Genomic DNA, 20,894 nt, shown 5'->3' on the forward strand with positions numbered 1-20,894 from the left:
ATTCGCCGTGCCGGAGCCACATCATGGATCGCGTTCCCGCCGGGCATGCCGCCCAGATAACGCCAGGTCCTGCCTTGCGCAGGACGCCGAAGAACCTTGCCATCCTGCTCAGAGACACGGTATCCGCGTGGATTGACGACTATGCGCCCAGCATGGGCGCCGCGCTGGCCTACTACACGGTGTTCTCCGTGGCACCGCTACTACTGATCGTGATATCGATTGCCGGCATGGCATTCGGCGCCGAGGCTGCACGCGGCGCGGTGGTGGAGCAGATCGGCGGACTGGTGGGCGTGGAAGGCGCCAAGGCCATCGAGAGCATGCTGGTTTCGCTCAGTGAGCCGGCCAAGGGTTCGCTGACTGCGGTGTTGAGCTTCATTACCCTGCTGGTGGGCGCCACCACAGTCTTCGCCGAATTGCAGTCCGCGCTCGACCGCATCTGGCAGGTGCCGGAGCGCAAGAAGCCTTCTGGAATCTGGGAACTGCTACGTGGGCGCGTGCTGTCGTTCGGCATGATTCTCGGCATCGGCTTCCTGTTGATCGTATCGTTGGTGGCAAGCGCCGCAATCGCGGCGATCGGCCGGTACTGGATGCCGATGATGGGCGAGGACGAGGTGATCGGCCATCTGCTCGACATGGCCATCAGCTTCGGCATGGTGACCGTGGTGTTCGCCATGATCTACAAGATCATGCCGCACGCGGCAGTCCGCTGGCCCGACGTGTGGCTCGGTGCGATCGTCACCTCGGTACTCTTCACCATCGGCAAGTTATTGATCGGCCTGTATATCGGCAAGACAGGCGTCGCCACCGGCTACGGCGCGGCAGGCTCGCTCGTGGTGGTGCTGGTATGGGTCTACTACTCGGCACAGATCTTCCTGCTGGGTGCGGAGTTCACGTGGCTCTATGCCAACCGGTTCGGGTCCTTGCGGGGGCGCGGCGGCGCGCGGCCGAGTGGGGGCTCAGACCGGTAATTCTTGCGTCAGGGAAGAAAAAATCGCCTGTCGCCGTGTCAGTGAGGGTCAACTGCACGGCATGCGCATTTACGGCGCGTTGATCTGCCTTGCCCCCGCTTCTTCGCGCCATTTACATCAAACTCGATATCGTCCCGTTCTGATGCGGCTGCCTTCGGTACGCATCGTTTCGGAGATCACTCATGTTTGAAAAAAGCAAGGAATACACGCGCGAATTCATCCACACGGTATGCGGCGGTAGCAAGCAGGCGTTCCTTCCGACAAAGAATGGCAAGGTGGTGGCGATATGCCTGCGACCCGATCTCAATCCGCATGCCCCCGAGGCGATCCTTTGCAGCAGTGCCGCATCCACTCGCGCGGCAGGCAGGACACTCGCGACGCAGTCGGAAGCCGTTCCACTGTTCATCAGGAGCGAGGCGGACAAGTACCGGTATATCGGTCATTATGCCGCCGTGGAATCCCTCACCACGCCGATGGAATGCTCGCCGTATGTCGAGCACAGCGGCTTCAAGCTTGCGCAAGTCTCGCGTGTCATCAAGCTCAAGTCCGTTGCCGTCTCGAAGTGAGCCACCATGCCGAAACAGCCACCAGATGCAGCCGTCCCGCCCGCGTCTTCCATCCGTCCGCATGGCTGCCGCTACTACGTGACGGTTTCCGCGTGTCTCGTCGTGCTCGGTTTGCTCTATGCGTTGTAGCAAAGAACAAGAAATTCGGCAGCTACGCCATGCCGATTTCCCGCGCCCTCACTTGTCGACTTCCGCAAGCACCTTCTTCGCCATCTCGAGATGGCTTTGCAGCGTAGGCAGCGTGTTGCGTGCGAAGGCTTTTACGTCGCGATCCTTGGTGTCGTCCGTTGCTTCGCGGAACAGCTTGACGGCGTCTTGGTGGGCGTCCACGCCAACCTTCTGCGAGTAGGCCTTGTCGAAGGCGACGCCGCTTAACGCTGACAGTTGCAAAATTTCCTCTTTCTTCGCCGCGTTCGGCGAGGCCGGTAACTGGATGCCGAGTCGCTTTGCAATGGGTTCCATCCTGGCCGACGCAGCACCGTGATCCTTGATCATCTGTGCCGCGAACTGCTTGACCGCTGCGCTGCTGGCTTTCTTTTCTGCGATGCGGCTCGCTTCCATTTCGAATGTGCCGGCTTCGGCGGCTTTGCGCAAGAACATGGCGTCGGCATCGCCTGCGAGGGCGGTGCCGGGTTTGTCGGAAAGCGGTGCGGCGTCGGGTGTCGTCAGGAAGGCGACCGACATCAGCGCGAGCATGAGGCCGACGAACGCGGGCAAGAAACGGAGCGGTTGCATGGCTGACTCCTCTAAGTGTTGAAGGGCCAATGCAAGCGGCATGCCCTGCGGAATTCGCGCATGGCCTAGCGGAACAATGCAGCCGTTTGATCGCGCTCGACCCGCCAAACGTAGCGCATCCGGCACCGCATGGCGACTATTGCATCGGCCACGCAAAAAGGCCCCTTGCCTTTGCGAATCCCGTCCCCAGATCGGCCGCTGGCTCGAAGGAACCCCACCAAAGAGGAATGGGAGGGAGATTTCCTGATGGCAATCATTCGGTTTCCAACAATAAAAACATCACATCATGTCTAAAGTTTCGAGAGTCTCCACGTTTCATGGCAATGTCTGTTCAACAGAGGCGCATCGTACGTCTCTTGCACGAAGGGTTCCGTCTTCGTATCGTTCGATCCATCTTCGATAATTCCCCTGTCTATGCGGAGCTTCTGAATCCCGAGGCAGCTTCCATAGAAAAAATTGCGCTGTGGCGGATCGAAAAGTTGCTGTCCACCGGCTCGGTGAGGCCGGATAGCGGAGATCTGGCGACGGCGTCTCGTCTGGTCGTCACACATAAATACTGCGGCAGGAAATGTTGAATCGCAGGCTGCCCATGCGCTGTCGCTCGATACGCGCATTCACGCCCAACAAACAGCAGCCGGCCTCCCTGGCGGGGAGTGCGGCTGGCGATTGAACTTTTTACACGGGGCGCACGACCAAGGTCGCCCGGCCGTAGCGCATCAAGATCCTCCAGCGTTGTGCCGATATTTGAGCGATGGCCAGTGGGGCCAGAAGATCATTCAGCTATCTCGCACAACGACATCATGGAAGCAAACAGCCGCCTCAAGCAGCACGCGCGTGCATTGACACTCTTACTCGGTATCGCCGTTCTGTCCGGTTGCGGCGGCGGTGACAATCCGCCGGCCAGCACACCTGCCTCGCAACCCGATCCAGCTCCGGTGGTCCCCGTGGTGCCCGTGCCCGCCACTTATACGGTGGGCGGCACGCTCTCCGGGCTCGCTGCCGCCACCTCGGTGGTACTGCAGAACAACGGTGTCGACGCGCTCACGCTGTCGGCCAATGGCGCCTTCAAATTCTCGACTGCCGTGACGAGCGTCTACGCGGTCACCATCGGCACGCAGCCGGTTGGCCAGACCTGCACGGTGACCCACGGCAGCGGCACCACGGCGGCCAATGTGACAGACGTGAGCGTGGACTGCATCAACAATCCGCCGGCCGCCGCTCAGGTATCAACGCTGGCCGGTGGCGGGACCAACGGTTACGTCGATGCCACGGGAAGCGCCGCGCGCTTCAGCCAGCCGGCCGGCATGGCGGTCGATGCCCTGGGCAATGTCTACGTGGCCGACAACGCGAACCACCGTATTCGCAAGATCACGGCTGCTGGTGTGGTGACGACGATTGCTGGTTCCACCCAAGGATCTGTCGACGCAACGGGCACTGCAGCGCAATTCCGGTTTCCGTCCGGCATGGCCATCGACGCGGCTGGCAATCTCTACGTGGCGGACCAGCTGAACCACCAGATCCGCAAGATCGACACTACGGATGTCGTCACGACGTTTGCCGGCTCCACCACATTCGGTGCCGCCGACGGCACGGGCGCGGCGGCGGGTTTCCGCGAACCATTCGCCATCTGCATCGACACTGCAGGCAACCTCTTCGTCGCCGACAGCGCCAACAACATGATCCGCAAGATCACGTCCGCCGGCGTGGTGACGACGGTTGCCGGTTCGACCCTGAACGGGAGTGCCGACGGCACGGGCAATGCGGCATCGTTCTACACCCCGTCCGGCATTGCGGTGGATGGTGCCGGAAACCTCTACGTGGCCGACATGAACAATCACATGATCCGGAAGATCACGCCCGCCGGCGTGGTCACCACGCTGGCAGGCTCGACGACATCCGGACGTGCCGACGGCACCGGCACCGCGGCGCAGTTCAGCTATCCACAGGGCATTGCGGTGGACAGTGACAACAACGTCTATGTTGCCGAGAAAGGCAACAACACGATCCGCAAGATCACGCCCGCGGGCGTGGTCACGACGATCGCCGGCGGCGCACTGAGCGGGAACATCGATGGAGAGGGGCCCACGGCAACGTTCTGGGCACCATGGAGCCTGGCCATCGACAGCGCCCGGAACCTGTACGCCGCCGAACTGGGCAACAACGCTATCCGCAAGATCGTGCTGCCTTGATATGGCCGGGCTGCAGCGGGAGATCGGGAAGAACTTCCGGTTTGCTCCCCTCTCCCACTGCATGGGAGAGGGGAGCGCATAACGACGCCAACATCTCCAAAAAAAGAAGCCGACCCCCTCAACGGGAGGCCGGCTCTCACTTCTAGCGAAATTACGGGACTATCGCGTTCCTAACAGCCCCTCACACCCTCAAATCAAACCGATCCAGATCCATCACCTTTGCCCATGCGGCAACAAAGTCGTTGACGAACTTCGCCTCGCCGTCCTGGCTCGCATAGACCTCGCTCAGCGCGCGAAGCTGCGAGTGCGATCCGAACACCAGATCCACACGCGAGCCGGTCCACTTGACCTGGCCGGTCTTGCGGTCGCGGCCTTCGAACACATCGCGTGACTTCGGTTTCCACTCCACGCTCATGTCGAGCAGGTTGCGGAAGAAGTCGTTGGTCAGCGTTTCGGGCCGGTCGGTGAGCACGCCGTGGGCATCCGGCCCACTATGGACGTTCAGCACACGCAGGCCGCCGATCAGCACGGTCATCTCCGGGGCGGTCAGGGTCAGCAGTTGCGCCTTGTCGATCATCATGTGCTCGGCCGGCACACGGACGCGCGGGTTGATGTAGTTGCGGAACGCATCGGCCACGGGTTCGAGCGCGCCCATCGACTGCACATCGGTCTTCTCCTGCGAGGCATCCATCCGGCCCGGCGAGAAGGGTACGGTGACCTTCTTGCCGGCTTTCTCGGCGGCCTTCTCGATGGCGGCATTCCCGCCCAGCACGATCAGGTCTGCCAGCGAGATCTTCTTGCCTCCCGCATTGAACTCGCCCTGGATGCCGGTCAGCTTGTCGAGCACCTTGCCGAGTTCCGCCGGATCGTTCGCGGTCCAGTCCTTCTGCGGAGCCAGCCGGATACGTGCACCGTTGGCGCCGCCGCGCTTGTCGGAGCCACGGAACGTGGAGGCCGACGCCCATGCGGTCTTGACGAGATCGGAGAGCGATACGCCCGACGCCAGGATCTTCTGCTTGAGCGCAGCCACGTCCTGGTCGTTGACGAGCGGATGGTCGACGGCCGGGATCGGGTCTTGCCAGAGCAGTTCTTCCTTCGGGACTTCCGGGCCGAGATAGCGCGCGCGTGGACCCATGTCACGGTGGGTCAGCTTGAACCATGCCCGTGCGAAGGCGTCGGCGAACTCGGCGGGGTTTGCTGCAAAGCGCCGCGAGATTTTTTCGTAGATCGGATCGAAGCGCAGCGACAGGTCCGTGGTCAGCATTGTCGGCTTGAGCTTCTTCGCCGGGTCATAGGCGTGCGGTACGGTCTCGGGGGCGTCCTTGGCCACCCATTGGTTGGCACCGCCCGGGCTCTTGGTCAACTCGTACTCGAAGCCGAACAGGTTGTCCCAGAAGCCGCTGCCCCATTTGGTCGGGGTGTTGCTCCACGTGACTTCCAGGCCGCTGGTGATGGTATCGGCGCCCTTGCCGGTGCCGAAGGTGCTGTGCCACCCGAAGCCCTGCAGTTCGAGATCCGCGCCCTCGGGTTCGTTACCGACGTGATCGGGTGTGCCGGCACCGTGCGTCTTGCCGAAGGTATGGCCGCCTGCAATCAGCGCGACGGTTTCCTCGTCGTCCATCGCCATGCGGCCGAAGGTATCGCGGATGTCATAGGCCGCTGCCAGCGGATCAGGATTGCCATCGGGGCCTTCCGGATTTACATAGATCAGGCCCATCTGCACCGCGCCCAGGGGATTCTCCAGGTTCCGGCCCGGATCGGTGCGGCTGACTTCCTTGCCGTGCATGTCCTTGTCCGCCACCAGCACGGCCTGGTCGTCGTCCTTGCCGGCGGCGCCCTTGCCGTAGCGCACATCGCCGCCGAGCCAGGTCTTTTCATTGCCCCAGTAGACGTCGCGGTCCGGCTCCCACGTGTCCTCGCGTCCGCCGGCAAAGCCGAACGTCTTGAAGCCCATGGATTCCAATGCCACGTTGCCGCTCAGGATCAGCAGGTCGGCCCACGAGATGTTCTGGCCGTACTTCTGCTTGATCGGCCATAGCAGCCGGCGCGCCTTGTCCAGGCTCACGTTGTCCGGCCAACTGTTGAGCGGTGCAAAGCGCTGCTGGCCACGTCCGCCGCCTCCGCGTCCGTCGCCGATGCGGTAGGTGCCGGCGCTGTGCCACGCCATGCGGATGAACAGGCCGCCATAGTGGCCGAAGTCGGCCGGCCACCAGTCCTGCGAATCGGTCATCAGGGCGGTCAGGTCTTTTTTCACCGCCGCGAGGTCAAGGCTTTTGAACGCCTTGGCGTAGTCGAATTCCTTGTCCAGGGGATTGGTCTTGTCCGAGTGCTGGCTCAGCAGGTCGAGCCGCAACTGCTTGGGCCACCAATCCTCGTTGGTGGTGCCGCCTCCGGCGGCATGGTTGAACGGGCACTTTTCTGTGGACATGCAGGTCTCCTGTGGGGGGTATGTACCTCTGGTTCCAGCCGTCTGTATGCGGTGCCACGCGCGCGGGCAGGCCGCCGCACGAAAAATATAGTTGAGACCTTCCGTCAACCAAATGTGAGCTTTGTAATCGCCCCGATAGGGCGCCGCTATGACAAGCCCTGGCTCGGGGTTTGTCCCACCATGTGCAGGCCGGGCGCGCCCCGATGCGTGTCCTATAGTGTCGATACTCGATACGACAGCGGCGTTTCAGCGCGCGGAGGTTCTTATCATGGCAATCGCTGGCAGACTGGCACGGTGCCTGGGCAGGAACGACAGCCGGTATGACGTCGTGGATCGGGGGCCGGCGGCGCCCATCCCACGCGACCGCCTCGCCCGCATGGTGTTGCTGGAAGACAGTCGCGGCTATCTCGCCGCCGTCATTCCCGCATCGCACCATCTGAAACTCTCGGAGCTACGTGCGCAAACCGGCCGCGAACTGACGCTGGCGCATGGTGAAGGCGTGCGCGAGGTATTCCGCGATTGCCGCCCCGATGCGCTACCTGCGGTGGGATCGGCCTACGGCACACTCACCTGGCTGGACGACAGCCTGCTCGGCCACGACGATGTCTACTTCGAGGCGGGCGATCACCGGGAGCTTGTCCATATGGACGTGGACGAGTTCGCGCGGCTGATGGCCGATGCGCCGCGCGGGCATTTCTCGCATCGCGTCATGTAGCCGCCGTCACACGCTGCCCGCAGGCATCCCGTCGCTGCGGCGCAGCAAATGTCGGCGTGACACCGACATCCAAGTCAGTCTCCGCAGGGTAGGATGAGGCGCATTCCTGTGTCGAGCGTCGGTCATTCGGGCCGCCGCTCTCCCATTTCGCCCCATCCACTGCCCCTGTCGGTATGCAACCGTCATCCCTGCACCGTTTTCTGTTCGGCACGATCATCGTCCCCGTCTCGGTGGCGATCGTGTTCGGCATCGATGTCCTCACGCCGCTGGGTCTTGCGGTATGGGTGCTGTATCTGGTGCCGGTCTGCCTGGCGCTTTATGGCGAAAACGCACGCCTGCCGCTGATCGCGGCGGCCGCCGTGACCGTGCTGGTGCCGGTCGGGTATTACCTGTCGCCCGGCAGCACGTCGAACGTGCTGTATTCGGTCATCAATCGGACGATGGGCGTTGCCATCGTGTGGTTTCTGGCCGTGGTGGTGTATCGCTACATCGTGGCCCAGATCGAAGTGCGGCGCGTGATCTGGCTGCAGGACGCGCAGGTGCGGGTGCTGCAGTCGGTGCGCACGGCGCAATCCACGGGGAATGTCGGTGACGTGCTGATCCGCGCCCTCGCGCAGACACTGGAGGCGCACGTTGGCGTGGTCTATCTGGCCGAGGGCGATCAGTTGCGGCGCGTGGCCGCATGGGCGCTGGCCAATGCCGATACGGTGCCGCAAACGCTGTCGCCCGGCGAAACCCTCGCGGGCCAGGCCGTTGCCGAAAATCGCGTGATTGCATTGGGCGGATTGCCTTCGGACTACCTGCAGATTTCCTCGGCACTGGGCCGCACCGCGCCCAACGAGATTGTGGCTGCGCCGCTGACGGCTGAAGGCGAGGTAGTGGGCGTGATCGAACTCGGCTTCGTATCGATGCGCAGGGACACGGCCGACGTGATCGAACTGCTGGAGCGCATGGGCGAGTCGGTTGGCATGATGCTGCGCGCGGCGGCGTATCGTGGCCGGCTTGAAACGCTGCTCGGCCAGACACAGCGCCAGAGCGAGGAATTGCAGGTGCAGCAGGAGGAACTGCGTGTTTCCAACGAGGAACTCGAAGAACGTGGCCGCGCGCTGATGGATTCGCAGGCAAGGCTCGAAGCGCAACAGGCCGAACTCGAACAGACCAACGTGCAACTGGAAGAACATGCGCAGCGGCTGGAAGCGCAGAAGCGCGAGATGCTGACCTTCCAGGCCGAGCTCGCCGCCAATGCGCGCGCGCTGGAGCGCTCGAACCAGTACAAGAGCGAGTTCCTGGCCAATATGTCGCACGAACTGCGCACGCCACTGAACAGTGCGCTGATCCTGGCCAAGCTGCTGCAGGAGAACAAGGAGGGCACGCTCAGCGACGAACAGGTGCGCTACGCCGCCACGATCCACGCCGCCAATACCGATCTGCTCAACCTGATCAACGATATCCTCGACCTCTCCAAGATCGAGGCCGGCCATCTGGTGATCGAACCGGAGCCGGTGGAACTGGCCATGTTCGCGCGCACGCTGGACAACATGTTCGGCCCGATTGGCGAGCACAAGGGCGTGCCGTTCAGGATCGATTTCATGCCGGGCGTGCCGGACGCCATCGTCAGCGATAGCCAGCGGCTGCAACAGGTGTTGAAGAACCTGCTGTCCAACGCATTCAAGTTCACCGAAACCGGCAGCGTGACGCTGGCCCTGGCGGCGCAGGGCGAGGATGCGGTGCGCTTCGAGGTGCGGGACACCGGCATCGGCATTGCCAAGGACAAGCAGCAGGTCATCTTCGAGGCATTCCAGCAGGCCGATGGCACCACAAGCCGTCGATTCGGCGGTACGGGGCTGGGGTTGTCGATCTCGCGCGAACTGGCGCGGCTGCTGGGCGGTGCAATCACCGTGGTCAGCGAGCCAGGGCAGGGCAGCGTATTTGCGCTGACCGTGCCGCGTACGCTAATGGCCGATGCGTCTACGCAGGCCGGCTTGCTGACGCAGGCGCCGCCGCTGCAGGTTGCCGCGCCACCGCGTCCGGTGCTGCCTGCACCGGCGCCGGCTACCGAACCGCTGGAGCGCGTGCAGCCTGGGTATCCCGCGCCGATCCCCGATGACCGCGACCATCGCACGCGCGGCAGCCGGCTGATTCTCGTGGTCGAGGACGATACCGATTTCGCGGGCATCCTCTACGACCTTGCGCACGAACTCGATTTCGACTGCCTGCACGCCACCACGTCGGCGCATGGGCTGGAACTCGCGCGGCAGTATCAGCCATGCGGCATCCTGCTGGACGTGGCGCTACCCGATCAATCGGGGCTGACGCTGCTGGACTGGCTCAAGCGCGACCCGACCACGCGCCACATTCCCACACATCTGGTTTCCGTCAGCGACCATGCCGAGGCCGCGCTGCACCTGGGCGCCATCGGCTACACGTTCAAGCCCAGCGAGCGAGACAAGCTCGCGGCGGTGATTCGCGGGCTCGAAGCGCGCATGACGGCGGGCAAGCGCCGCGTGTTGGTGATCGAGGACGATCCATCGCTGCGGGAGAGCATCCGCGCGCTGCTGAAATCGCTCGATGCCGAGATCGTGACCACCGACAGCGTGGCCGGCGCAAAGACCGCGCTGAACGGCACGCCCTTCGATTGCGTGGTGATGGACATGGTGCTGCCGGATGGCACCGGGCATGATCTGCTGGCCCATATGGCCGACGCCGAATCCGGCGCCATGCCGCCCGTGATCATCTACACGGGGCGCCAGCTCAGTGCGGAGGACGAACAGCGCCTGCGCCGCTATTCGAAATCGATCATCATCAAGGGCGCGCGCTCGCCGGACCGGCTGCTCGACGAGGTGACGCTGTTCCTGCATAGCGTGGAGTCGTCGCTGCCGCCCGAGCACCAGCGCATGCTGCGCGCGGCGCGCAGCCGCGACGATGCGTTCGATGGCCGCAAGCTGCTGCTGGTGGAAGACGACGCGCGCAATATCTTCGCGTTGTCGAAGGTCATCGAGCCACTGGGCGCCACCGTGGAAATCGCGCGCAGCGGCCGCGAGGCGCTGGACATGCTGAACAAGGTCGATGACGTGGACCTGGTGCTGATGGACATCATGATGCCGGAGATGGATGGCATCACGGCCATGCGCCATATCCGCCAGATGCCGCGCTACGGACGCCTGCCCATCATCGCGCTGACCGCCAAGGCCATGCAGTCCGACCGTGAAGCCTGCCTGCAGGCAGGCGCGAACGACTACATCGCCAAGCCCATCGACGTGGACAAACTGCTTTCGCTCTGCCGCGTATGGCTACACGCAAACTGAAGTCGCGTATCGCTGGCGCCGCGCCCTCTGCCGATCTCATGGGCGAGAGCGAGGGCGAGACGTTGCTGCCCGACGCCAACTTCGAGATCGAGCTGGAACTGCTGCTCGAAGCGATCTTCCGCAAGTACCAGCACGATTTCCGGCGCTATTCGCGGGCGTCGCTGCGTCGGCGGCTGCAGCAGGCGTTGCGCGATTTTCATCTGGCCACGCTATCGCAACTGCAGGACCGCATGCTGCGCGATACCGCGCTCTTTGGCCGATTGCTGCAATACCTGACGGTGCAGGTCAGCGAGATGTTCCGCGATCCCAGCTACTTTCGCGCGATCCGCGAGCATGTGGTGCCAGTACTGCAGACCTATCCTTCGGTCAATGTATGGGTGGCCGGGTGCAGCAGTGGCGAGGAGTTGTGGTCGCTCGCCATCCTGTTCGAGGAAGAGGGGCTGGCATCGCGCACGGTGTTCTACGCGACCGATATCAATCCGGAGGCGCTGGCGGTTGCGAGGGCAGGCGTCTATGATGCGGGCCGCCTGCGTGGTTTCGGAGAGAACTACCTGGCGGCGGGCGGCAAGCGTTCGCTGTCGGACTACTATCACGCGGCCTATGGCAAGGCAAAGTTCCGTTCGCAGCTGATCCGGCAGTCGGTATTCGCGGACCATAGTCTGGCCACGGACAGCGTGTTCCAGGAAGCGCACCTGATTTCCTGCCGCAACGTGCTGATCTATTTCGACCGGCCGCTGCAGGATCGCGCGATCGGTTTGTTTGGCGAAGCGCTCGCACGGCGCGGATTTCTCGGGCTGGGCAGCAAGGAGAGCCTGCATTTCAGCGCGCACGGCGATGCGTTCGAAGCGGTGGCCGCGCAAGAGCGGCTCTACCGCAAGGTGTGAGACGCGCAATGGCAATCCCCGACCTGCGTCCCTGCAGCGCCGTCGTGATCGGCGGATCGGCCGGTGGTATCGAGGCGCTCACCGCGTTGCTGCCGATGTTGCCGGCGCGGCTGGGTGTGCCGATTGTCATCGTGATGCATCAGCATCCGTCCATGCCGAGCCTGTTGCCCGAGTTGTTCACGGCGCGGTGCGCGCTGCCGGTGAGCGAGGCCGACGACAAGATGGCGGTGCTGCCAGGCCATGTCTATTTCGCTCCGCCCGACTACCACCTGCTTGTGGAAGCAGACCCCGACGCAGCGGGCAGCATGCGGCTGGCATTGTCAGTGGAGCCGCCGGTGCGGTATTCGCGGCCATCCATCGATGTGCTGTTCGAATCGGCGGCCATCGCATGGCGCGCGCAGGTGCTGGGCGTGCTGCTGTCCGGTGCGAACGACGACGGTGCGCGCGGGCTTGCTGCAATCCGGGCAGCCGGCGGGCAGGCGTGGGTGCAGGCGCCCGAAAGCGCAAAGGTGGACACCATGCCGCAGGAAGCCATCGCGCGTGGCGCGGCGGAACGCATATTGAACCTGGAAGAAATTGGCCACGGGCTGGCCAGCATTATTGAATGACCCCTACCATGCAACCTCCCGTCAAGATCCTCGCCGTCGATGACATCGCCGCCAACCTGACGGCACTGGAAGCGCTGCTGGCCAAGCCAGGCGTGGAGATCGTGCAGGCCAACTCCGGCGCGCAGGCGCTGGAAGTACTGCTCGATCACGACTTCGCGCTGGCCATCCTCGACGTGCACATGCCCGAGATGGACGGTTTCGAATTGGCCGAATTGATGCGCGGCAGCAAGCGTACCAGCCATATTCCCATCCTGTTCCTGACGGCTGCAGGGGAAGATAGCCAGCGTGCGTTCCGCGGCTATGCCACGGGCGCGGTGGATTTCCTCTTCAAGCCGATCGACGCGCGTGTACTGTCGGCCAAGGTGGATGTGTTCGTGCAGCTCGCGCAGCAGAAGCTGCAACTGGCCGAGCAACTCGAAGCCGCGCAGCAACTGCTGAAGACCAACGAGATGCTGATGGCAGTGCTCGCACACGACCTGCGCACGCCACTGTCTGCCATCATCGCATCGGCCTCGTTCCTGGGCCGCTTTGGCGGCGAAGAAAAGATCCGGCCCGCCACGGACCGCATTGCGCGCAGCGGCCAGCGCATGGCGCGCATGGTGGATCAGTTGCTGCACGTGGCGCGCCTGCATGGCGGCCGTGTGGAACTGATGCCGCAGGACGAAGACCTTCGCGCCATCTGCGCGGCCATCGTCGACGAGTGCGAGGCATCGCGCGGCCAGCCTTGCATGACGCTGGACACCACAGGCGATACGCGGGTGCGTGTGGACGGCGGCCTGATCGCGCAGGTGCTGCAGAACCTGGTGGGCAACGCCATGCAGCACGGCGATGCTTCGATGCCCATTGCCGTGCGCGTGGATGGCACTGCGCGCGATCACGTGGTGATGTCGGTGACCAACGGCGGCGTGATCGATGCCGCCACGCTGCCGCATATTTTCGACGCCTTCCGCTCCGGGCCGGGACGTGCGGCACCCAGCGGCAACTCCGAAGGGCTCGGCCTCGGCCTCTATATCACGCGCGAGCTTGTGGTGCTGCATGGCGGGACGGTGGAGGCCGTTTCATCGCCCGAGCGTGGCCTGACCACGTTCACGGTAACGCTGCCGCGCGAATGCTGCTCGGCGCAGCGCGCGATTCGTGCCTGACGGCGCAAGGGACATGGCACGCATCCTGCGCTCCTGAACCGGAAACCATCCACTTCGGGAGATCGCATGCAACAAGACGACGTGCAGAACCGTGAAGAGAAAATGCAGCGCCTGCGCGGCAACCGGCGCTATACATGGACGCATCCGATATTCCTGATCGCGATCGCACTGATCGTCGTGGGCTACGCGGCCACGTTCTGGTAGCCATTGGCGGCAAATCCGCTGCCTGTAAGGTTTGCACGGTGTGGTGAGGATTGGCAAAGGGAAAGAGCAAGGCCAAGGGCAAGGACAAGGCCAATTCGCCGGTATTGAAGATTTCTGACTCCGATATGAAATTTTCTTTGACGCAGGCGCGCGCAGGGGCGAATGGGGCACGATAGCTGGTCAGTTCGCCGCCCATGCGCCCAAAAACCGGTCGTTCGCCCCGCGCGCCCCCGCCATGCAATGTTCCGTCGGATTCTTCAACGCCGTGCCCATGGCCGTGCTGTTCATCACGGTGGGGCTGGGTTACCTGATTGGTATGCTGCGGGCCGGACCTATCCGCCTGGGCGGGGTCTGCGGCACGCTGATCGTGGCGCTGCTGCTGGGCCAGACCGGCTGCCAGATGCACGGCGAACTCAAGGAAGTGTCGTTTGCCCTGTTCATCTTCGCGATGGGCTACGCGGGCGGGCCGCAGTTCTTTGCGAACCTGAATCGTTCGAGCCTGCGCTACATGGCGCTGCCCCTGATCGAAGCCGTGGTGGTGCTGACCGTGGTACTGGCCGCCGTGCCGTTGCTCGGGCTGGACGCCGGCACGGCGGCAGGGCTGGCGGCGGGCGCGGCCACGGAATCGGCGGTCGTTGGCACGGCAGCCGAGGCGCTGCGGCACCTGAACCTCGATCCTGCCGAGGTGAGCCGCATGGAAGCCAATATCGCCACGGCCTATACGCTGACCTATCTCGTCGGGCTCATCAGCATCGTCTTCTTCACCAGTCAGATCGCTCCGGCACTGCTGCGCATCAACCTCAAGGAAGCGTCGAAGGAGTTGGCCACACGGCTTGAAGCCGCCTCGGATGACGATGTGGCCACGCATCCGGCGTTGCCTCGCCTCGTGGGGCGCTCGTACCGCGTGGAGCAGGCGGCGGGGATGACGATCAACGGGCTGGAGACCCGCATTGGCGGGCGCACGTTGCTGATCAGCGTGTTCCGGCATGGCGAGCAGGTGGAGCCAACGCCGGAGCAGGTGCTCGAAGCCGGCGACATCGCCGCCGTGATCGGTGTGCGGGACAGGCTGCTGAAAGCGGGCGACCTGATCGGTCCCGAAGTGTTGCTGCCGCCCGGCCATGCCGATGCCCTGCAACTTGGCGAGCAACACATCATCGTGCGCAAGCCTGCCGTCAATGGCCGCACGCTCGGCGAACTGGCGCACGCGGCCACGCAGCGTCATATCCGTACCGCCTGGGTGCAGCAGATCGTGCGCTCCGGCATGAGCCTGCCGATCACGCGGGCCACGCGGCTGCAGCATGGTGACCGCGTGACGCTGGTCGGCGTGGAACCGGCGCTGTCGGCGGCCGGGCAGGAACTCGGCACCGAAGTCCGCACGACCGATGTCACCGACCTCGTGTTCCTGTGTGCGGGCATCCTCATCGGGCTGGTCGTGGGCAGCCTGACGCTCAACGTGGGCGGCATTCCGCTGACGCTGGGCAGTGGCGGCGGCGCGCTGCTGAGCGGGCTGGTCTTCGGATGGATTCACTTCAAGCGCCCTACCATTGGCGATATGCCTGCGGCTGCCGTGCAGTTGCTGAAGGATCTGGGGTTGGCGGTATTCGTGGCGTGCGTGGGGCTTTCTGCTGGCCCGGCTGCGATCTCGTTGATCCGCGAGCATGGTCTGGTGCTGCCGCTGATCGGGCTGGCGGTGTCGCTGGGGCCGGCTTGCCTGTCACTGTGGATCGGACACAAGGTGCTCAAGATCGAGGGCCCGCTGCTGGTGGGTGCAATTGCCGGCCAGCATGTGAGCACGCCGGCCATCAGCGCGATCATGGCGTCCAGCCAGAGTTCGGTGCCGCTGCTGGGCTACACGGTGACCTATGCCATCGCCAACGTCATGCTGCCGGTGCTGGGGCCGATCATCATCGCGTTGGCCCACGGCATGCAGTAACGCGTCGCACGTACGAGGACTTCATGAATCCACTGATTGCGCATCCCGCCATCCTGTTCGTGGTGTTGATCGTGCTGATGGCGATTGCCACGGCGCTTGGCGCAGTGGTTCTGCGCCGGATCTATCCGGTACCCGGCGACAATCGCGACGATTTCAACCTGGTGCAGGGCGCCACACTGACGCTGCTGGCGCTATTGATCGGCTTCACGCTGTCGATGGCAGTGGGCCGTTATGACCAACGCAAGAACCTTGAGGAAGAGGAGGCCAACGCGATTGGCACCGAGTATCTGCGCGCGGATCTGATCGAGGGACCGGAGGCAGACAAGGTGAAGGCGCTGCTGATCCAGTACCTGGACCAGCGCATCATCTATTACCGCACGCGCGACAAGGACGAACTAAGCGAGATCGCGGTGGCGACGGCGCGTATCGAAGACGAGATGTGGAAGACGGTGCGCGACGTGGCGCGCGACAAGCCCAATCCGATCACCGGGCTAGTGGTGTCAGGCATGAATGACGTGATCAATTCGCAGGGCTATACGGAGGCGGCGTGGATCAACCGGATTCCGGTGGCCGCGTGGTGCCTGATGATCGCCATCGCGTTCTTCAGCAACATGATGCAGGGCTATGGCATGCGCGGCAGCCACGTCAAGGCGGTGCTGATCGTGGTGCTGCCATTGACGGTGTCGCTGTCGCTGGCGCTGATCTCGGATATCGACAGTCCGCGCGGCGGACTGATACGCGTGGCGCCGCTGAACCTGTTGAGTCTTGAGGCGTCGCTAAAAAAGTAGGTGCTGCATCCGCGTCTCACTTGCGCCGCATTTCCGCAGTTTCACTTCTGCAACGTCCCGTGCCGCTGCGCGCGGCTATGGCGACGTGTCCGGCCGTCAGGCCGCGCCCTGCTTGCTGTGGCGCGCAAATTGCATCGTGACGGGATTGCTCAGGGTTCCCGTGCGACTGTCTTCACGAGGCGCACATCTGGCCGATATCGAACCGGGAAACGTTGCGCGCGGCCTTCGCGTGCCTTGGTCGCCCGGAAACGCTGAACCACCGCTGGCCTCCGGCCAACGGCGCCCGATTCCATTTTGTCGGAGGTTCAACATGTCCCGCTATATCGTGCTCGCAACCTTTACGGACCAGGGGGTCCGTACGGTCAAGGAGACCACCAAACGTGCGGCTGCCGTCAGGGAAGCCGCCGGGCAATTTGGCGTCAAGGTCACGGATGTCCTCTGGACGCTAGGCAAATATGACGTAGTACTGACGATGGAAGGACCCGACGATGCCGCGGTCACCGCCTTCGGCCTGACCATTGCCGCTCAGGGCAACGTGCATACCCAGACGCTGCGCGCATTCGATGCAGATGAAATGCAGGCCATCATTGGAAAGATGCGCTGAGCGGTACTGCAGAGAAGGGCGGGAAGAGGGGGCTCAGCCCTTCTGAATGACGACGATCTTCAGCGCTTCGGCACCGCCGGCGATCGCCAGCAGGCGATCCACATTGGGATGGGCACCCGGACGGTTGCGTGCATCGGCGGTGTGTTCGGCGAAGACGGCCAGGGCGTGCTCTGCAGCGCGTGCGTCGAGCGTGCCGAACGCCTGCTGCAGATAGTTGTACACGGCGAGCGAACCCTGCTTGCCCTGCACATTCTCGATGCTGGCCACGACGGCGCCGGCGGTGTCTACCAGGTCGATCCGGGCAATGCCGTCGATGGCGGGCAGTTGCGCGAGGTTGTCCTTGAATACGTTGCCGGGCTGGATCATGGAAGCACTCCGTGTTTCGAGAAGACAAACAAAAACGGACGGTCCGCGATGGACCGTCCGTGTCTGCGTGATGCGTTGGTAGGCTCGATTGGACTCGAACCAACGACCCCCACCATGTCAAGGTGGTGCTCTAACCAGCTGAGCTACGAGCCTGTAAGAAGGCGCGAATTCTATCTAGACCTTGGCCGGAGCGCAAGCATTTCTTTTCATCACGCGGCCAGCGTCTGGGCGACGAGGGCCGCTGCGGCTGCGCTGGACATGCTGACTGCCAGCCAGCATCCCAGGAGAAGGGCGCCGTTTTTCATGTCAGCGTTCGATCACCGGCGCATGCACCGGGGCGATCGACTCGTGCGTCGTCTGCGTACGCTGCGCGGCCTTGTGGACCATCGTATAGGCGTAGTCGATGCCCATGCCGTAGGCGCCCGAGTGTTCCTTGGCCAGGCTCGTCACGGCGTCGTACGTTTCCTTGTTCTTCCAGTCACGCTGCCATTCGAGCAGCACTTGTTGCCACGTCACCGGCACCACGCCAGCCTGGATCATGCGTTGCATCGCATAGTCGTGCGCTTCCTTGGTGGTGCCGCCGGAGGCATCGGCCACCATGTAGATCTCGTAGTCACCTTCGAGCATGGCGCACAGGGCAAACGTGGTGTTGCAGACTTCGGTCCACAGACCGGCGACGACGATTTTCTTGCGGCCATTCGCGGCCAGTGCGTCGCGCACCTTCTGGTCATCCCAGGAATTCATCGAGGTGCGTTCGAGCGTTTCCTTGCCGGGGAAGACGTCGAGCAGTTCGGGGTAGGTATAGCCGGAGAACGATTCGCTCTCGACGGTGGTGATCGTGGTCGGCACGTCGAAGATCTTGGCTGCCTTGGCCAGGCCCACGACGTTGTTCTTCATGGTCTGGCGGTCCATCGACTGCACACCGAAGGCCATTTGCGGCTGGTGGTCGATGAAGATCAGTTGGCTGTTGCGCGGGGTCAGGACTTCCAGCTTGGCGTTGTTGGCGTTCGACATGGTGATTCTCCGGTATAAAAAGGTGTTCAATAAGTTTGAGGTTTTATCGGGCAGCGCTGGCTTCGCTTCGTTGGCTTCGTTTCGCTTCGTTGCGTGGCTGCGCTGTCCATGGGTTGAACTATAGCGGTGGCCCCGCCGGAGAAAAACCGGGGTTCGCTGTCATAGTTGTTCAAATTTATTGAATCCATAGCGAAAGGCTAAAAGACATCCGGGCAGCAGGGAAAAAGGGGATTGGGTCATACATAGGTGTGAGACCGCGCCAACGAGTGCGCGATGGTATCCACCCTACGACGGCGCCTACGATGACATCACTCTGGCGGCAACGGTCGCCAACCCACTCATCGTGCAAGGAGCTTGCAGCCATGGCCCAGTCGCTTTCGTTCAACACTCCACCAGCCCCGAAGGCCATCGTCGTTGGTGGTTCGCTGGGCGGCCTGCTTGCGGCGGTCTGCCTGCGCGCGGCCGGCTGGGACGTGCAGGTCTTCGAGCGCTCGCCCCAGGCACTGGATAGCCGTGGCGGCGGACTGGTGCTGCAACCGCCCGTGGAAGCCGCGCTGGAGTTCGCGGGCATCCATGCCGGATCGGACTTCGGCGTGCCGTCGCGCGATCGCACCTTCGTCTCGCGCAACGGCTCGGTGCGCCGCATGTACATGCCGCAGACACAGATCGCTTGGAACGGGCTCTATCAACGGCTGCGGCAAGCCGTGGACCCCGCCACGCTGCACGCGGGCGAGACGTTCGTGTCGTTCCGCGAGGAAGGGTCCGGCGCGGGCCGCCATGTCATCGTGCGGTTCGCATCGGGCCGCGAGGAACGGGGTGATCTGCTGGTGGCCGCGGACGGTCCGTTGTCGGCCGTGCGCAGCCAGGTGTTGCCGGGCGCCGCGCCACGCTATGCCGGATACGCGGCGTGGCGCGGCGTGCTGCCGGAGCGGGCGCTTACTGAAGGCGCGCATGACCTGTTGCAGGGCACGTTCGCCTTTCAGGACGGGCGTGGTCATCAATTCCTGACCTATGCGATTCCAGGCGAGGATGGCAGCGTGCGCATTGGCGAGCGCCGCCAGAACTGGGTCTGGTATCGCCCGGTGGCCCAGGGCGCCATGCTCGATGCGGTGCTGCGCGATCGGCAGGGCCAGCAGCACACGCACTCGCTGCCTCCCGGCGCGATGCGCGACGCCGAGGTCCGGACGCTGCAGCACGACGCACGTGACCTGCTGGCGCCGCATCTCGCCAGCCTCGTCACCGCGACGCCCGATCCGTTCCTCCAACTGATTCAGGACTACGAGGCGCCACGCATGGTGTTCGGCCGGGTGGTGCTGATCGGCGATGCTGCATTCGTCGCGCGTCCACACACCGGTGCCGGTGCGGGCAAGGCAGCGGCCAACGCACTGGCGCTGGCCGAGGCATTGCGTACCGGCGGCAACGCCAACCGGATCGACGTGGGACTTGCGGAGTTCGAGGCGGGCCAGCTTCCTGCGGACAGGCAACTGGTGCGCTGGGGCATCACGCTGGGACGCCGCATCATGGGTGGGGCGGTGGCGCAGTTGGCGTGAGGGGTTTGAACGCTACCTACTTCCACGCATACGCAATCCCCGCCCCATACGTGATTTGATTGCGCGTGCCGCGCTGGCTGACGATGGGACTGTCGGCAGCGTCGCCGGCAATGCGCTGCATGTAGATCATCGCGCCGGCAAACCAGTGCTTGTCGATCTGGTAGATCGCGGCCAGCCATCCCGTGTATTGCTCCAGTCCGCCACCGGGGCTGTAGATGGGCAGGCCGCTGGCGGTGCTGTCCGCTTGCGTCACACCGAAATAGGTCTGGTTGAAGCTGCGGCTGACCCATGTCAGCCCGATACCCGCGCCGAGGAATGCGCGGCGGCTGACGGGCAGCCATGCCGTGCCCGTGGCGTTCACGCGCACGCCGCCATATTCGATCCCGGCATTGGTCATCACGTTGACACCGCCGCGCAGACGGTACGGAATCGCGCCGCTCGCGATGTATTCGTAGCCGATGTAGCCACCGGCTTCCACGGTGGTATCGATCTCGTGGATGCGCGATACCACGGGATCGTCGACATCCTTGCGACCGAGCCGCAGCGATACGGCAGGGCCGTATTGCCAGCCGGTCAGGTTGCCGAAGTTGAATTGCGCGTAGGGGCCATACCACTCGAGCAGGCGTCCGCTGTCGGTGGTGTAGCGCAGGCCCGGCAACACGCCGAGCATGCGCTCGTTGCCGCCTGCGTATTCCGTGGTGGAACCGATGCCGAGGCCGACCATGTTGGGGATCGCGCCGGGCAGGTCGAACGGCGTGGCGTCTGCGTGACCAGGGATCCCGCCCAGCAGCAGGGCACAAGTCGCGGCGGTGAGTCGGGATCGGCGCATGGCGATGTCGGCATTCGTCAGGATCGGACGAGTGTGCGACGGATGCCCCGCGATTGGTATTGAGAC

18 protein-coding genes and 1 tRNA gene are annotated in these 20,894 nt (G+C 63.7%); 13 read left to right on the top strand and 6 right to left on the bottom strand.

Annotated elements, in window-relative coordinates; all coding sequences use genetic code 11:
* The first annotated feature begins 23 nt into the window (after positions 1–23).
* Both GA566_RS16705 and GA566_RS16710 read left to right on the top strand, forming a co-directional pair.
* Positions 24–968, top strand: a complete 945-nt coding sequence (locus GA566_RS16705; protein ID WP_137925624.1) for a YihY/virulence factor BrkB family protein — start codon at positions 24–26, stop codon at positions 966–968.
* A 182-nt stretch (positions 969–1,150) separates the two neighbouring features.
* Positions 1,151–1,534 (top strand): DUF6697 family protein, encoded by a 384-nt coding sequence (locus GA566_RS16710; protein ID WP_160473420.1) that lies wholly within the window; start codon positions 1,151–1,153, stop codon positions 1,532–1,534.
* Between the two features lie 177 nt (positions 1,535–1,711).
* On the opposite strand, the gene GA566_RS16715 is transcribed toward GA566_RS16710, so the two are convergent.
* Positions 1,712–2,311: a DUF4142 domain-containing protein gene (locus tag GA566_RS16715; RefSeq protein WP_237380433.1), complete on the bottom strand. Its 600-nt coding sequence runs from the start codon at positions 2,309–2,311 to the stop codon at positions 1,712–1,714.
* A gap of 758 nt (positions 2,312–3,069) precedes the next feature.
* On the opposite strand from GA566_RS16715, the gene GA566_RS16720 reads away from it, so the two are divergent.
* The gene (locus GA566_RS16720; protein ID WP_160473421.1) at positions 3,070–4,458 is read left to right on the top strand and encodes an NHL repeat-containing protein; all 1,389 of its coding nucleotides are present in this window, start codon (positions 3,070–3,072) and stop codon (positions 4,456–4,458) included.
* A gap of 181 nt (positions 4,459–4,639) precedes the next feature.
* Here GA566_RS16720 and katG read toward each other — a convergent pair whose 3' ends face one another.
* Positions 4,640–6,886 (bottom strand): catalase/peroxidase HPI, encoded by a 2,247-nt coding sequence (katG, locus tag GA566_RS16725; protein WP_137925621.1) that lies wholly within the window; start codon positions 6,884–6,886, stop codon positions 4,640–4,642.
* A gap of 268 nt (positions 6,887–7,154) precedes the next feature.
* Between katG and GA566_RS16730 the strand changes: the two genes are divergently transcribed.
* From GA566_RS16730 to GA566_RS16770, 9 genes are all read left to right on the top strand, one after another.
* Complete coding sequence (locus GA566_RS16730) at positions 7,155–7,601, top strand: aminoacyl-tRNA deacylase (RefSeq protein WP_160473422.1); 447 nt, start codon at positions 7,155–7,157, stop codon at positions 7,599–7,601.
* A 173-nt stretch (positions 7,602–7,774) separates the two neighbouring features.
* Complete coding sequence (locus GA566_RS16735) at positions 7,775–10,906, top strand: response regulator (RefSeq protein WP_160473423.1); 3,132 nt, start codon at positions 7,775–7,777, stop codon at positions 10,904–10,906.
* Positions 10,907–10,944: 38 nt separating this feature from the next.
* Positions 10,945–11,790: a protein-glutamate O-methyltransferase CheR gene (locus GA566_RS16740; RefSeq protein ID WP_160474631.1), complete on the top strand. Its 846-nt coding sequence runs from the start codon at positions 10,945–10,947 to the stop codon at positions 11,788–11,790.
* An 8-nt stretch (positions 11,791–11,798) separates the two neighbouring features.
* Positions 11,799–12,398, top strand: coding sequence for a chemotaxis protein CheB (locus GA566_RS16745; protein WP_137925618.1), 600 nt, complete (start codon positions 11,799–11,801; stop codon positions 12,396–12,398).
* Positions 12,395–13,540: a hybrid sensor histidine kinase/response regulator gene (locus tag GA566_RS16750; RefSeq protein ID WP_237380434.1), complete on the top strand. Its 1,146-nt coding sequence runs from the start codon at positions 12,395–12,397 to the stop codon at positions 13,538–13,540. The genes GA566_RS16745 and GA566_RS16750 overlap by 4 nt, the downstream gene beginning before the upstream one ends.
* A 66-nt stretch (positions 13,541–13,606) precedes the next feature.
* Positions 13,607–13,744, top strand: coding sequence for a hypothetical protein (locus GA566_RS16755; protein ID WP_160473424.1), 138 nt, complete (start codon positions 13,607–13,609; stop codon positions 13,742–13,744).
* A gap of 235 nt (positions 13,745–13,979) precedes the next feature.
* Positions 13,980–15,677, top strand: a complete 1,698-nt coding sequence (gene aspT, locus GA566_RS16760) for an aspartate-alanine antiporter (RefSeq protein ID WP_137925617.1) — start codon at positions 13,980–13,982, stop codon at positions 15,675–15,677.
* A 23-nt stretch (positions 15,678–15,700) separates the two neighbouring features.
* A complete protein-coding gene (locus tag GA566_RS16765; protein WP_160473425.1) occupies positions 15,701–16,465 on the top strand; it encodes a hypothetical protein in 765 nt (254 codons plus the stop codon).
* 310 nt (positions 16,466–16,775) lie between these two features.
* Complete coding sequence (locus GA566_RS16770; RefSeq protein ID WP_137925615.1) at positions 16,776–17,069, top strand: GYD domain-containing protein; 294 nt, start codon at positions 16,776–16,778, stop codon at positions 17,067–17,069.
* 33 nt (positions 17,070–17,102) lie between these two features.
* On the opposite strand, the gene GA566_RS16775 is transcribed toward GA566_RS16770, so the two are convergent.
* From GA566_RS16775 to GA566_RS16785, 3 genes are all read right to left on the bottom strand, one after another.
* Positions 17,103–17,435: a DUF2322 family protein gene (locus GA566_RS16775; protein ID WP_137925614.1), complete on the bottom strand. Its 333-nt coding sequence runs from the start codon at positions 17,433–17,435 to the stop codon at positions 17,103–17,105.
* 76 nt (positions 17,436–17,511) lie between these two features.
* Positions 17,512–17,588 (bottom strand) — tRNA-Val (locus tag GA566_RS16780).
* A gap of 153 nt (positions 17,589–17,741) precedes the next feature.
* Positions 17,742–18,449, bottom strand: a complete 708-nt coding sequence (locus tag GA566_RS16785; protein ID WP_137925613.1) for a hydrolase — start codon at positions 18,447–18,449, stop codon at positions 17,742–17,744.
* A 362-nt stretch (positions 18,450–18,811) separates the two neighbouring features.
* On the opposite strand from GA566_RS16785, the gene GA566_RS16790 reads away from it, so the two are divergent.
* Entirely contained in the window at positions 18,812–19,999 is a 1,188-nt protein-coding gene (locus tag GA566_RS16790; protein ID WP_160473426.1) for an FAD-dependent monooxygenase, read from the top strand.
* 16 nt (positions 20,000–20,015) lie between these two features.
* Here the strand turns inward: GA566_RS16790 and GA566_RS16795 are convergent, their stop codons facing one another.
* Positions 20,016–20,828, bottom strand: a complete 813-nt coding sequence (locus GA566_RS16795; RefSeq protein ID WP_237380435.1) for a MipA/OmpV family protein — start codon at positions 20,826–20,828, stop codon at positions 20,016–20,018.
* Positions 20,829–20,894: the final 66 nt, after the last annotated feature.

The organism is Cupriavidus sp. SW-Y-13 (assembly GCF_009793345.1).
In the GTDB taxonomy this organism is placed as follows: domain Bacteria; phylum Pseudomonadota; class Gammaproteobacteria; order Burkholderiales; family Burkholderiaceae; genus Cupriavidus.